A 12,883-nucleotide genomic window follows, 5' to 3' on the forward strand; every position below is an offset into this window, starting at 1 on the left:
GGGAGCGCGCGCCGGTTCAGTCGTCCAGCGCGATGTCGTGGTAGACGGGGCCGTCCTGGTCGATCGCCAGCCAGCCGCCGCGCGGATCGGCCGCATCGTCCAGGTCCCAGTCCTGCAGCACCCAGCGCTCGCACCGCCGGCCGTTCAGCTCGAACACCTGCCGGCCGGGCCGGTGCGTGTGGCCATGGATCATGCGGGTGACGCCGTGGGCGCGCAGCGCGCCTTCCACGGCCTGCTGGTTCACGTCCATGATGTCGGCCGCCTTGCGGCTCTTCTCGGCCATGCTGCGCTCGCGCATCTGCCGGGCGATGGCCTGGCGGGCCGCCAGCGGCTGGGCCAGGAACTGCGCCTGCCATTGCGGATTGCGCACCATGGCGCGGAACTGCTGGTATTCCACGTCGTCGGTACAAAGGGCATCGCCGTGCGACAGCAGGAACTCGCCGCCGTCGGTGCGCAGCACGACCGGTTCGGGCAGCAGGCGGGTGCCGGTGGCCTCGGCCAGGCGCTTGCCCATCAGGAAATCGCGGTTGCCAGGTCCGAGATGGACCGGAATCTGCGCGGACGCGGCCCGCAGTCCGTCCAGGACGGACTGCAGCCACGGCGCGGGGGCGTCGATCTCGTCATCGCCCACCCAGGCGTCGAAGATGTCGCCCGGCAGCAGCAGGGCACAGGCGCCGTCGGCCGCGGCCTGCAGGAAGGCCAGGAAGGCTTCGCGCGTGGCGGGCCCGTCGGGGCCCAGGTGCATGTCGGATGCCAGCCAGACGGGGCCGGAGAAAGTCAGGACGGAATGGGAAGCGGATGTCCCGGGAAGAGGGGAGCCGGTCACGGAAACTCTCGATGGGGCCGGGCCGGCTGCCGGCCGGTTCGGGAAGCGGGCGCTTCGCCGCCGGCCCCGGCCCGTGGCGTTATTGGACGACTTCTGCCTTGGTGACGACCACGTCCTCGACGGGCACGTCCTGGTGGCCGGCGCGGCTGCCGGTCTTCACGCCCTTGATCTTGTCGACCACGTCGGCGCCCTCGACGACCTTGCCGAACACGGCGTAGCCCCAGCCCTGCGGCGTGGGCGAACTGAAGTTCAGGAAGTCGTTGTTGGCGACGTTGATGAAGAACTGCGCCGAAGCCGAGTGCGGGGCGTTGGTGCGCGCCATCGCGACGGTATAGCGGTCGTTCTTCAGGCCGTTGGCGGCCTCGTTCTCGATCGGGGCCTGGGTGGGCTTCTGCGACATGCCGGGCTCGAAGCCGCCGCCCTGGATCATGAAGCCGTTGATGACACGGTGGAAGATCGTGTTGTCGTAGTGGCCGCTCTTGACGTAGGAGACGAAGTTCTCGACGGTCTTGGGGGCTTTCTCGCCGTCCAGTTCCAGGCCGATCAGGCCGTGGTTGGTGTGCAGGTTGACGCGGGTAGTCATTTGTTCAGGACCTCAGCTTTTTGGATCACGATGGGTTGTAGCGGGACGCCTTCGTTCTGGCCCCGCGTGGCGGTGGGTACGGCCTTGATCTTGTCGACCACTTCCTTGCCCTGTACCACCTTGCCGAATACCGCGTAGCCCCAGCCTCGGGTCGTGGGCTCGCGATAGTTCAGGAAGTCGTTGTCGGCAACGTTGATGAAGAACTGCGCCGAGGCCGAGTGCGGGTCGGGCGTACGGGCCATGCTCACGGTATAGGCCGTGTTTTTCAAGCCATTTGAGGCTTCGTTACGTATGCCGGGGCGCGTGGGCTTTTCCTTCATGTCGGCGGTCATGCCGCCGCCCTGGATCATGAAGCCGTTGATGACGCGGTGGAAGATCGTGCCGTCGTAGTGGCCCTCGCGCACGTACTGCAGGAAATTGGCGACGGTGGCGGGCGCGCGCGCCTCGTCCAGTTCGAGCACGATGCGGCCCATGGAGGTCTGCAACGCGACCTGCGGCGCGGCAAGCGCGGCCGGCGAAGCCAGCGCGGCAGCCAGCGCCAGGCTGGAGAAAAGCAGTTTCATCGGGGTGTCCTGGGGGGAGGTTCGGAGGACGCCGGCGGCTCCAGGAGTTTCCGGGTCTCGGTTTCCTTCTGGCTCGCGCCGGCGTCGCGCGGATTCAGCTTGGTGGCCGTGCCGTATGAGCGCGCCGCCAGCATGATATACAAATCGCCCAGGTTCTCGCGCGCGACGGCGTAGTTCGGGTCGGTGCGGATGGCCAGCTCCAGGGCCACCTTGGCCTGGTCCAGCCGGCCGTCGGCCACCTCCAGCGCGGCCAGGTTGTTCCAGGGCTCGGGCAGCTCGGGGAAGCGTTCGGTCATGTCGCGATAGATGGCCTTGGCCTCGTCGCGGCGGCCCAGCAGGTTCAGCGCGCGGCCCTTCAGGAAGAGCAACTGCGCGTTGGTGGCGTCGGGCGACTTCTGCGTGTCGGCGGCCAGGTGCTGGTCGATCTCGGCCAGGGTCTGGGCGGCCTTGCCTTCGTCCAGCTGGCGCTCCAGCCGCTGCGCCAGGGCGCGGCTCGATTCGGGCAGGCGGGTGTCGACGCCGGGCTTGAGGGCCTCGAGCAGGTTGCTGAGCCAGGGGATGGCCTGATCGCCATCGGAGGACGGCGCCAGCACCGGCGGCGTGGCCGTGGTGGTCTGGGCGGGAAGCGGGGCGGGCGCCAGCGCGATGCCCAGCGCCAGGACGCCCGCCAGGGCCGCCGCGCGGCCCGCACCCCCGCGCAGGCGGAAGATAGGTACGTGGTTCGTGGTCAAACGATTCTGCCCGCAGATGAGGAGCGGCCAGGGCCGCTCCGTCCAGTTGATATAATCGCCATTCTAATAGCCCAAAGCGCAACGCGCGCCCCGATACCCTCTGCTCGGCCCAGGGCACAGCGGATCCGGCTTTGCCGGTCCGCCAGTGCCGCCCCCTCGAGGGGGCGCGCGAAGCGCGTAGGGGGTGGTCCTACCCATGCTCCATATCTACAATACGCTCGCTCGTGCCAAGCAACCTTTCCAACCGGTGGAACCGGGGTGCGTGCGCATGTATGTCTGCGGCATGACGGTATATGACTATTGCCACCTCGGCCATGCGCGCATGCTGATCAGCTTCGACGTGGTGCAGCGCTGGCTGCGCGCCAGCGGCTACCGGGTCACCTACGTCCGCAATATTACCGACATCGACGACAAGATCATCCGCAAGGCGGTCGAGACCGGCAAGCGCATTTCCGAGGTTACCGGCTTCTTCATCGATGCCATGCACGAGGACGAGAAGGCGCTGGGCGTGCAGCCGCCGGACTTCGAGCCGCGCGCGACCGAGCACGTGGGCAAGATGCTGGAGATCGTGCGCCTGCTCGAGGACAAGGGCCTGGCCTACCGTGCCGACGACGGCGACGTCAACTATGCCGTGCGCCAGTTTCCCGGCTACGGCAAGCTGTCCGGCAAGTCGCTGGACGACCTGCGGGCCGGCGAACGGGTGCAGGTGGACGCGTCCAAGCGCGATCCGCTGGATTTCGTCCTGTGGAAGGCCGCCAAGCCCTCCGAACCGCCCGAGTCCCGCTGGGAGTCGGACTACGGGCCGGGACGCCCGGGTTGGCACATCGAATGCTCGGCCATGAGCCGTGAATTGCTGGGCATGCCGCTCGACATCCATGGCGGCGGGCCCGACCTGAAGTTTCCCCACCACGAGAACGAGATCGCGCAGAGCGAAGGCGCCTACGGCGGCACGCTGGCCAACGCCTGGATGCACTGCGGTCCGCTCATGGTCGATGCCGAGAAGATGTCCAAGTCGCTGGGCAACTTCTTCACCGTGCGCGACACGCTCAAGCACTACGACGCCGAGGTGGTCCGCTATTTCGTCGTCCGCAGCCACTACCGCAGTCCGCAGAACTATGCCGCGGACAACCTGGCCGATGCCCGGGCCGCGCTGACGCGGCTCTACACCGCGCTGGGCAATGCCGAGCCCGACGCGCTGGGCGCCGACTGGGACGACCCCTCCGGGCAAGCCTTCCGGGCCGCCATGGACGACGATTTCAATACCCCGGAAGCCATCGCCGTGCTGTTCGACCTCGCAGCCGAGGTCAACAAGACGGCCTCACCCCGCGCCGCGGGCCAGCTCAAGGCCCTGGGCGGCCTGCTGGGATTGCTGCAGCAGGAGCCGCGCGCCTTCCTGCAGGGCAAGGCGGCCGACGAGGACGGCGGCGCGGCGGACATCGAGGCTCGCATCGCCCAACGGGCGCAGGCCAAGAAGGACAAGGACTTCGCGGCGGCCGACCGCATCCGCGCCGAACTGCTGGCCGACGGCATCGTCCTCGAGGACAAGCCGGGTGGCGTGACCGTCTGGCGTCGAGCCTGAGTGCCGCGAATCGCTGAACACCAGATGTTGAACATGAAGCTCCATGCCACGGCCGAGCCGGGAGGGTCCGTGCCCGCCGTCTCTTTCGCCGGCACCGACAAGCCCCCGTACTGGGACGCCGCGGTCGCGCACCTGCTCAAGCGCGACCGTATCCTCAAGAAACTGATCCCCCTGCATCCCGAGGTCCACCTCGCGACGCAGGGCGAGCCTTTCGTGACGCTGGCGCGCGCCATCATCGGCCAGCAGATCTCGACCAAGGCCGCCGATGCCGCCTGGGAGCGCTGCCTGGCCGCCTGCGGCCGCCGCGTCACCGCCGGGGTGGTCGGCAAGCTGGGCCTGGCCGGCCTGCGCGAGGCCGGCCTGTCGCAGCGCAAGGCCGAATACCTGCTGGACCTGGCCGCCCATTTCCAGCAGCGCCTGGTGCATCCCGACCAGTGGACGGAGATGGACGACGAGGCCGTGATCGCCGAATTGACCGCGATTCGTGGCATCGGTCGCTGGACAGCGGACATGTTCCTGATTTTTAATCTGCGGCGGCCGGATATTCTGCCGCTGGACGACCCGGGGCTGCTGCGCGCCATTTCGCTGCACTATTTCAGCGGCGAGCCCGTGTCGCGCTTCGAGGCCAGGGAAGTGGCCCAGGCCTGGAAGCCGTGGTGCACGGTGGCGACGTGGTATTTGTGGAAAAGTTTATAGCCCCCCCTACGCGCTGACGCGCGCCCCCCGGGGGGCGATGCGGGTGGACCGGCGGAGCCGGATCCACCGCATCCTGGGTCTGCACACCGGGTGGGTGGGGGGGTTGGAGTGATTGAGTTGGTGATGAACGAAGTTGGACGCCTGGGCGTCCGCTGCCCCTTGGGAGGGCCTGATGCGCAACGCATTTCTTGAATTCGAACAACCGCTGGCCGAGCTCGAGGGCAAGATCGAGGAACTGCGCTTCGTGCAGGCCGATTCCGCCGTCGATATCTCCGAGGAGATCAGCCGGCTGCAGCAGAAAAGCCAGGCGCTGGCCAAGGATATCTATTCCAAGCTGACGCCGTGGCAGACCGCCCTGGTGGCGCGTCATCCGCAGCGCCCCTACACGCTGGACTACGTGCGGGACATCTTCACCGATTTCCATGAATTGCATGGCGACCGCATGTTCGCCGACGACCGTTCCATCGTGGGCGGCATGGCGCGGTTCAACGGCATGCCGTGCATGGTCATCGGCCACCAGAAGGGGCGGGACACGAAGGAGCGCGCGGCACGCAACTTCGGCATGCCGCGGCCCGAGGGCTATCGCAAGGCCCTGAGGCTGATGCGCCTGGCCGAGAAGTTCGGCCTGCCGGTCTTCACCTTCGTCGACACCCCGGGGGCCTATCCCGGCATCGACGCCGAGGCCCGCGGACAGTCCGAGGCCATCGGCCACAACCTGTATGCGATGGCCGAACTGCAGGTTCCCATCATCACGACCATCATCGGCGAAGGCGGTTCCGGCGGGGCGCTGGCCATCGCGGTGGCCGATTGCGTGCTGATGCTGCAATACGCCACCTACTCGGTCATCTCGCCCGAAGGCTGCGCGTCCATCCTGTGGCGCAGCCAGGAGAAGGCCTCCGAAGCCGCCGAAGTGCTGGGCATCACGGCGCATCGCCTGAAGGCGCTGGGCCTGGTCGACAAGATCGTCAGCGAACCCGTCGGCGGCGCCCATCGCGATCCCAAGCACATGGCCCAACTGCTGCGGCGCGCCCTGTCCGACGCGCTGCGCCAGTTCCAGGGCGTCAAGGCCGGCGACCTGGTCACCACGCGTCTCGAGCGGGTCATGGCCTATGGCCGCTTCAAGGAAACCGTCCAGTCCTGACGCCGGCGCGGACGTAGCGGCCCTGCATGCGTCCGAGCTGCTGGGCCGGGCGCTGGATGCCATGCCGCCGTTGGAAGGGCGGTTCGCCGTGGCCTTGAGCGCCGGCCCCGATTCGGCCGCGCTGGCCGTGAAGGCCGCCGAATGGGCCGCGCGGCGGGGCCTGGCAATGCGGCTGTTCCACGTCCACCACGGCCTGCATCCCGACGCGGATGCCTGGGCCGGACTGGCGGCCGATCTGGCGGTTCGCCTGGGCCTGCCGCTGGACGTGCGCCGGGTGCGGGTGGATCCCGCCGATCCAGCCGGCACCGAGGCCGCGGCGCGCGAGGCCCGCTACCGCGCCCTGGCCGCCATGGCGACCGAAACCGGCATCGACACCATCCTGCTTGCCCATCACCTGGATGACCAGGCCGAGACCGTGCTGCTGCGCCTGCTGCGCGGCGCGGGCACCGACGGCATGGGAGCGATGGCGGGGGAAACCCGCAAGGATGGGATTCGTTACCTTCGTCCCTGGCTTGCGGTGCCCAGAAGTCGGATACTTGCGTTCATGCACGCCTATTCGGCGCGCACCGGTTTCGAGGCTGTCCGGGACCCCAGCAACCTCGATGCCCGCTACGCCCGGGGCATCCTGCGCGCGGAAATCCTGCCCGCCATCGAGCGCCACTGGCCGGGGTATCGCAATACCCTGGACCGCCACGCGCGCCGGTCCGCCGAGACGGCGGCCTTGCTGAGGGAAGTGGCGCAGTCCGACCTGGACGCGATCCAGGAACAGCGTCCCCCCTACGGCAGCGCGCTGCGCCTGTCGGGACTGAACCGGCTGGGGCCCGCGCGCAGGGCGATGGTGCTGCGGCTTTGGCTGGCCGGCCACGACGTGGCCGCGCCGCCGGAAGCCCGCTTGCGGGAAATGGCCAGGCAATTGCAGGACGCGGCGCACGACAGGCAGTTGTTGCTGCGCCATGGCGACAGGCAGGTGCGCCGTTATCGGGATCATGTCATCGTGGAGAGCAGGGAGCGCGCGCCGCTGGCGGTACAGGCGGCCAGTGTGGAATTCAGATGGGCCGGCGAACCCGCCATCCGGCTCGAGGCCATGGGCGGCACGCTGGTGTTCGCGGTCGAGGAGTCGGGCATCGCCCCGGACTGGCTGCGCAACACGGCCTTGACCATGCGCTGGCGCCGGGGCCGCGAACGGCTGAAGGTGACGGCGCAAAGCCCCAGCCGCAGCCTGAAGAATCTCTACCAGGAGCGGGGCATTCCCACCTGGGAACGCGAGCGACTGCCGCTCTTGTACCGCGGCGAGATCATGGCCTACGCCGCGGGGCTGGGCGCCGACGCGCGGCTGCCGCAGGCCTCGCCGGGCATCCGCCTGGAATGGGTGCCCGACCATCCCGGCGCCACCGTGACGTCCTGACGGCGGGCCGAGGTCCGCGCGCCCAGGGGGACGGGGTGGCAACATCCCGCCGTTTTGCGGAATTGGCGCAGCTGGGCTACCATTTATGGTTAGCCTTTTTCCTGGCCAAACCGGCTTGGCAGGCCATTCCGCGGCAGCCCAGGCACAAGCATGCGTTAAGCGACACAAGACAATGGCACTAATCGTTCACAAGTATGGCGGTACGTCGATGGGCTCGGTCGAGCGCATCAAGAACGTGGCTCGGCGCGTGGCCAAATGGCACGCGGCCGGGCACCAGATCGTGGTGGTCCCCTCGGCCATGTCGGGCGAGACCAACCGGCTCATCGGCCTGGCCAAGGAAATCCAGGAACAGCCCGATCCGCGCGAGCTCGACATGATCGCCTCGACCGGCGAGCAGGTCAGCGTGGGTCTCCTGGCCATGGCGCTGAAGGCGCAGGGCGTGGACGCCCGCAGCTACGCCGGCTGGCAGGTGCCCGTGCGCACCGACTCGGCCTATACCAAGGCGCGCATCTCGTCGATCGACGATGCCCGCATCCGCGCCGACCTCGATGCCGGCCGCGTGGTCATCGTCACCGGTTTCCAGGGCGTGGACGACGCCGGCAACATCACCACCCTGGGCCGGGGCGGCTCGGACACGTCGGCCGTGGCCGTCGCGGCCGCGCTCCAGGCCGCGGAATGCCTGATCTACACCGACGTCGACGGCGTCTACACCACCGACCCGCGCGTCGTGCCCGAGGCCCGGCGCCTGAACGTCGTGTCGTTCGAGGAAATGCTGGAGATGGCCTCGCTGGGCTCCAAGGTCCTGCAGATCCGCTCGGTCGAGTTCGCGGGCAAGTACCGCGTGCCCACCCGCGTGCTGTCGTCGCTGACCGATCCGATGATTTCGCTCGACGAAGAAATGAAGTCGGGCACCCTGATTACTTTTGAGGAAGACGAGAAAATGGAAGCCGCCGTTGTATCCGGCATCGCATTCAGCCGGGACGAAGCCAAGATCACGGTCGTGGCCGTGCCGGACAAGCCCGGCATCGCCTTCTCCATCCTTGGCCCGATCGCCGACGCCAACATCGACGTCGACATGATCGTCCAGAACCAGTCCGTCGCCGGCACCACCGACTTCTCCTTCACCGTCAACCGCGGCGAGTTCAAGAAGGCGCTGGACGTGCTGAACGGCAAGGTGGTCCAGGCCATCGGCGCGCGCGAAGTCGTGTCCGACGACAAGGTCTGCAAGGTTTCCATCGTCGGCATCGGCATGCGTTCGCACGCCGGCATCGCCAGCCTGATGTTCCGGACCCTGTCGGAAGAGGGCATCAACATCCAGATGATCAGCACCAGCGAGATCAAGACCTCGGTGGTCATCGAGGACAAGTACATGGAACTGGCCGTGCGCGCGCTGCACAAGGCGTTCGGCCTGGACCAGGGCGCCGCGCAGTAAAAGCGGGGCCGCGGGGCACCCGGCCGCGAGGGGAAACTGCAAATTTTTCGGCCGCCAGCGGCTGGATCCCCCCTCGGACCGTGGTACACTGCCGGCTCTTTCGGAAGCGTGCCCGAGTGGCCGAAGGGGCTCCCCTGCTAAGGGAGTATGCGGCTAAAACTGCATCGTGGGTTCGAATCCCACCGCTTCCGCCAGTTATCGATTTTTGGTGATTCGCCAAAGTTCGTAGAAGTCCAGAAACCCGCATCAGCTAAGGCGATGCGGGTTTTTTCTTGCCCGGAACGGTTCGCCAGAGTTCGCCTACAGCCGGGGTATTTGGGGGTATTTCTGGGGGTATCATCAAGATACCCCGTCTTCACAGATACCCCCAATGCCGCTCACAGATACCGCCGTGCGACAGGCGAAGCCCCAGGACAAGCCCCGGAAGATGGCGGACGGAGGAGGGCTGTACTTGCTGGTCAACCAGGTAGGCAAGTACTGGCGCTGGAAATACCGTTACCAGGGCAAGGAAAAGGTGCTGGCGCTGGGCGTCTATCCCGACGTTTCTTTGGCTCAGGCCCGCGAGCGGCACCAAAAAGGGCGGAAGATCCTGGCTTCGGGAGCTGATCCAGTGGCGGCGCGCAAGCAGCAGGCCAGCGCGCCCGAGGCCCTGACGTTTGAGCAGGCCGCCCGGGAATGGTGGGCGCATTGAGCCTGCACGCTATACGACCGGACGCTGCCCCTGGTCCTGGGGGAAGTCGACGTGCCGGGTGTCGACCTGCAGTATGTCCATGACCTGGACCCCCGCTCGATCTTCGATCGCATGGCCAACCTGGAGTTCGATGCGGGGGAAATGTCGCTGTCCGAATACGCCTGCGGCCTGGCGCGCGGCGACGACCGGTTCGTCGGCATACCGGTTTCCCGTCGCGCATGTTCCGCCATGGCTACGTGTGCGTGAACCGCGGCGCGGGCATCGCGAGCCCGCGCGATCTGGCCGGGAAGCGGATAGGCGTGCCGCTTTACACGATGACCGCGGCGGTCTACATCCGCGGCGTGCTGCAAGAGGAATACGGCGTCGATTTTTCGAACGTCCAGTGGGTGCAGGGGGCGGTGAACGGCACCGGCAGCCACGGCGATCCGCAGGCGCCGCCCCTGCTCAAGCCGGTCGACATCGTCCGGAACGACGACGGACGGTCGCTGAGCGATTTGCTGGACGAGGGGGCCATCGACGCGTACCTCGGTTCCCGCCTGCCCGCGTCCCTGGACCGGGGCAACGTCGAGCGGCTCTTCCCGGACTTCAGGGCCGTGGAGCGCGAATACCTGTCGCGCACGGGCATTTTCCCCATCATGCACCTGGTAGTGATTCGCAGGGACGTGCTGCAGCGCCATCCCTTCGTGGCCCGCAGCCTGTTCGACGCCTTCGAGTCGGCCAGGCGCGCGGCCTGGCGGCGGCTGGAAGATACCGGGACGCTGGCCTGCATGCTGCCGTGGATGCGGCAGGATGTGGAAGAGATGAAGCGTCTGTTTCCAGGCGGAGATCCCTGGGTCTACGGCGTCGAGCCGAACCGGCCGGCGCTGGAGACGCTGCTGCGCTACCTGTTGCGCCAGGACATGATCGCGCGGCCCATGACGGTGGAGGAGTTGTTTCCCGTACCGTTGTGACGGTACGAGAAGAACAACAGTATCGAGGGTGAGAGTCGGGGCGTTGCGTCTCTACCGCTCCGAGGCCCAAGGCTGTTTCCAATTTCGGCAAAGCCAGATGCCTCCACCTTCAAGACGGATGGGGAGAAGGGAGAGTGGAGTACGGCAGGGGGGTGATATCGCAGCTCCGCTAGCGATATCGAACGCTCCTCCATGCAGCGGGCAATAAACCACGCTCCCCATTTGCGCGCCTTCGCTGAGCAATGCGTTGCCATGCGTGCAACGATCATGGGCAGCGAAGTACGCGTGCCCTACCTGGAAGATCACCAGGCGCGAAAGCCCCGGTACGGCGACCGATGCGGGGCGTCCTTCGCGCACGTCGGACATGCGGCAGAGGTAGATCTGCTTCGCGTTCGAACCGTCCCTGTCTTCCGGAACGGTTGAACAGGGCGTCGCGTGCGGCACGGCTCAGTCTGTCTTGATGTCGTTGTCCGTCACTACCTTCTGCCATTTTGCAAGTTCGCTCTTCAGATAAGAGGCGAACTCCTCCGGGCTGCCTCCCAGAGTCTGAAGTTCTCCGCCGGGAGATAGTTGCTTGACGACGGCGGGGTCTTTCAGCGCGCTGTTGACGGCACGATTGAGTGTGTCGACGATATGCTTGGGGGTGCGCGCGGGAGCCATCAAACCACTCCAGGCTGAAGACTCGAAGCCGGAGATGCCTTGTTCCGCGACTGTCGGAACGCCGCCGATGGCGGCGATCTTGGTGGAGCTGCCGACCGCCAGCGCGCGTAGCCGTCCCGCCTGGATCTGTGGCAGAACGTCCAGGACCGAGCCAAACGACGCCTGGACTTCTCCACCGATCACCGCGACGACTGCAGGGGCGCTGCCGCGATAGGGCACCCCCACCATTTGCATACCCGTTGCTCCCTTCAATAGCTCCATCCCCAGGTGCACGGAACTGCCGACCCCGTTATGCGCATAGTTCATAGGGGCCTTGCGTGAGGCGGCAACCAGGTCTGCAAGATTCCGCGCGCTCGAAGATGCCGGTACGACGAGTACGTTCGGTGCGGAAACGAGCAGAGAAATCGGCGAGAAGTCCGCGATAGGGTCGTACGTCAGATTGGGCGTCAACGCGGGGGAAATGGCATTGGGTCCTACGGCGGCCAGCAGCAGTGTGTAGCCGTCGGCCGGAGCTTTGGCCACTTGGGTGGCACCAATGATGCCGTTCGCCCCGACTTTGTTCTCGACGATGAAGCCTTGTTTGAGCGACGCCCGAAGCGCTTCCGCGATGACTCTCGCGACGTGATCGTAGTACCCGCCGGCGGGATAGGGCACCACGATTTTCACGGGACGATCAGGGTAGGGGGATTGGGCATGGGCAGCACCGGCCGTGAAGGCTGCGCTGAGGGCTAGTGCTATGGCGGCTTTGCGTGGCATGGAGGTCTCCTTGGCTTTATGCCGGCCACTGTATGAAGTTTCAATATTCTTGTCAATAAATTCGAAATTATTTGTCTGATTCGATTTGTAATGATAGGATGCAAAAAACTAAAGTGATTTCGAAATTGCTCTTGGCCGAAACCCTGAAGGGAAGCTAAGGGCGCGGAGAGGCCAAGCATGGCAAGTTCTAAAACCAGCATTGCGACTACCCTCACTACCCGTCTGCGGGAAGCGATCCTGACCGGCGAGGTGCTCCCCGAGTCGCGGCTCCATCTGGAGTCGCTGGGGGAGCAGTACGGCGTCAGTCTCAGCCCTGTTCGAGAGGCGTTGCTTCGCCTGATGGCGGAGGGTTTTGTCGTTGCCGAAGACCAGCGCGGTTTTCGTGTCGTCGAAGCGTCGATCAAGAAGCTGGCCGAAGTCACGGCACTTAGGGCCCATATGGAGCCGTTTGCCTTACGCCATGCGATCGAGCTGGGCGATCTGGCCTGGGAAGAAAAGCTTGTCGCGGTTTTTCATCGCCTCACCCGGATCGAGCAACGCGACGGTTTCGTCCCGTTCCTGGACGAGTGGGAGCGGACGCACCGTGAATTCCATCTTTGCCTGGTCTCGGGCTGCGACATGCCGATGGTGACGCAGTTTTGCTCCGTGCTGCATGACCAGTCCGATCGGTTCCGGAGATTGTTCCTCAAGGAGCGGCCGCCCCAGCGGAACGTGGCTCAGGAGCATGCCGCAATCGTCGATGCCGTCCTGGCCCGGGATGCAGACCGCGCTTGCGAGTTGCTGCGCGCGCACAGCCTGCAGACGGGACAGGCTGTCCAGGCATTCATGCGCGAGTCGAGTTGAATCCTATAACAACACACGGCAAATCAG

At 66.2% G+C, this 12,883-nt stretch carries 14 protein-coding genes and 1 tRNA gene; 10 read left to right on the forward strand and 5 right to left on the reverse strand.

Translation table 11 applies throughout. The features are described from left to right. Positions 1–16 precede the first annotated feature (16 nt). From N5K27_RS01375 to N5K27_RS01390, 4 genes are all read right to left on the reverse strand, one after another. A complete protein-coding gene (locus N5K27_RS01375) occupies positions 17–781 on the reverse strand; it encodes a UDP-2,3-diacylglucosamine diphosphatase (protein ID WP_279814240.1) in 765 nt (254 codons plus the stop codon). Between the two features lie 124 nt (positions 782–905). Next, positions 906–1,409: a peptidylprolyl isomerase gene (locus N5K27_RS01380; protein ID WP_087839289.1), complete on the reverse strand. Its 504-nt coding sequence runs from the start codon at positions 1,407–1,409 to the stop codon at positions 906–908. Next, on the reverse strand, positions 1,406–1,972 hold the full coding sequence (locus N5K27_RS01385) for a peptidylprolyl isomerase (RefSeq protein ID WP_087839290.1): 567 nt from the start codon (positions 1,970–1,972) through the stop codon (positions 1,406–1,408). Before N5K27_RS01385 ends, N5K27_RS01380 begins: the two co-directional genes overlap by 4 nt. Next, positions 1,969–2,703 (reverse strand): tetratricopeptide repeat protein, encoded by a 735-nt coding sequence (locus N5K27_RS01390; protein ID WP_279814023.1) that lies wholly within the window; start codon positions 2,701–2,703, stop codon positions 1,969–1,971. Before N5K27_RS01390 ends, N5K27_RS01385 begins: the two co-directional genes overlap by 4 nt. 196 nt (positions 2,704–2,899) lie before the next feature. Between N5K27_RS01390 and cysS the strand changes: the two genes are divergently transcribed. The 9 genes from cysS to N5K27_RS01435 all read left to right on the forward strand — a co-directional run bounded on the left by cysS (position 2,900) and on the right by N5K27_RS01435 (position 10,597). After that, on the forward strand, positions 2,900–4,282 hold the full coding sequence (gene cysS / locus N5K27_RS01395) for a cysteine--tRNA ligase (protein ID WP_132979962.1): 1,383 nt from the start codon (positions 2,900–2,902) through the stop codon (positions 4,280–4,282). A gap of 33 nt (positions 4,283–4,315) precedes the next feature. Beyond that, complete coding sequence (locus N5K27_RS01400) at positions 4,316–4,978, forward strand: DNA-3-methyladenine glycosylase (RefSeq protein ID WP_087839523.1); 663 nt, start codon at positions 4,316–4,318, stop codon at positions 4,976–4,978. Positions 4,979–5,150: 172 nt separating this feature from the next. Next, positions 5,151–6,119 carry an acetyl-CoA carboxylase carboxyltransferase subunit alpha gene (locus tag N5K27_RS01405; protein ID WP_087839293.1) on the forward strand — a complete coding sequence of 323 codons (969 nt, stop codon included), beginning with the start codon at positions 5,151–5,153 and terminating at the stop codon, positions 6,117–6,119. Continuing rightward, positions 6,088–7,524 (forward strand): tRNA lysidine(34) synthetase TilS, encoded by a 1,437-nt coding sequence (tilS, locus tag N5K27_RS01410; RefSeq protein ID WP_087839294.1) that lies wholly within the window; start codon positions 6,088–6,090, stop codon positions 7,522–7,524. Before N5K27_RS01405 ends, tilS begins: the two co-directional genes overlap by 32 nt. Before the next feature lie 172 nt (positions 7,525–7,696). Further along, positions 7,697–8,956, forward strand: coding sequence for an aspartate kinase (locus N5K27_RS01415; protein WP_087839295.1), 1,260 nt, complete (start codon positions 7,697–7,699; stop codon positions 8,954–8,956). Between the two features lie 102 nt (positions 8,957–9,058). Beyond that, a tRNA-Ser gene (locus tag N5K27_RS01420) sits at positions 9,059–9,150 on the forward strand. A gap of 176 nt (positions 9,151–9,326) precedes the next feature. Continuing rightward, complete coding sequence (locus N5K27_RS01425; RefSeq protein ID WP_132979964.1) at positions 9,327–9,647, forward strand: Arm DNA-binding domain-containing protein; 321 nt, start codon at positions 9,327–9,329, stop codon at positions 9,645–9,647. A gap of 51 nt (positions 9,648–9,698) precedes the next feature. Further along, positions 9,699–9,893 (forward strand): hypothetical protein, encoded by a 195-nt coding sequence (locus N5K27_RS01430; RefSeq protein WP_087839297.1) that lies wholly within the window; start codon positions 9,699–9,701, stop codon positions 9,891–9,893. Then, positions 9,866–10,597 (forward strand): ABC transporter substrate-binding protein, encoded by a 732-nt coding sequence (locus N5K27_RS01435; protein WP_140416868.1) that lies wholly within the window; start codon positions 9,866–9,868, stop codon positions 10,595–10,597. The genes N5K27_RS01430 and N5K27_RS01435 overlap by 28 nt, the downstream gene beginning before the upstream one ends. A gap of 447 nt (positions 10,598–11,044) precedes the next feature. On the opposite strand, the gene N5K27_RS01440 is transcribed toward N5K27_RS01435, so the two are convergent. Further along, positions 11,045–12,013, reverse strand: coding sequence for a tripartite tricarboxylate transporter substrate binding protein (locus N5K27_RS01440; protein ID WP_087839300.1), 969 nt, complete (start codon positions 12,011–12,013; stop codon positions 11,045–11,047). 177 nt (positions 12,014–12,190) lie between these two features. On the opposite strand from N5K27_RS01440, the gene N5K27_RS01445 reads away from it, so the two are divergent. Continuing rightward, on the forward strand, positions 12,191–12,856 hold the full coding sequence (locus tag N5K27_RS01445) for an FCD domain-containing protein (RefSeq protein WP_087839301.1): 666 nt from the start codon (positions 12,191–12,193) through the stop codon (positions 12,854–12,856). Positions 12,857–12,883 lie beyond the last annotated feature (27 nt).

Source organism: Pigmentiphaga sp. GD03639 (assembly GCF_029845405.1).
GTDB lineage: Bacteria > Pseudomonadota > Gammaproteobacteria > Burkholderiales > Burkholderiaceae_B > Pigmentiphaga > Pigmentiphaga daeguensis.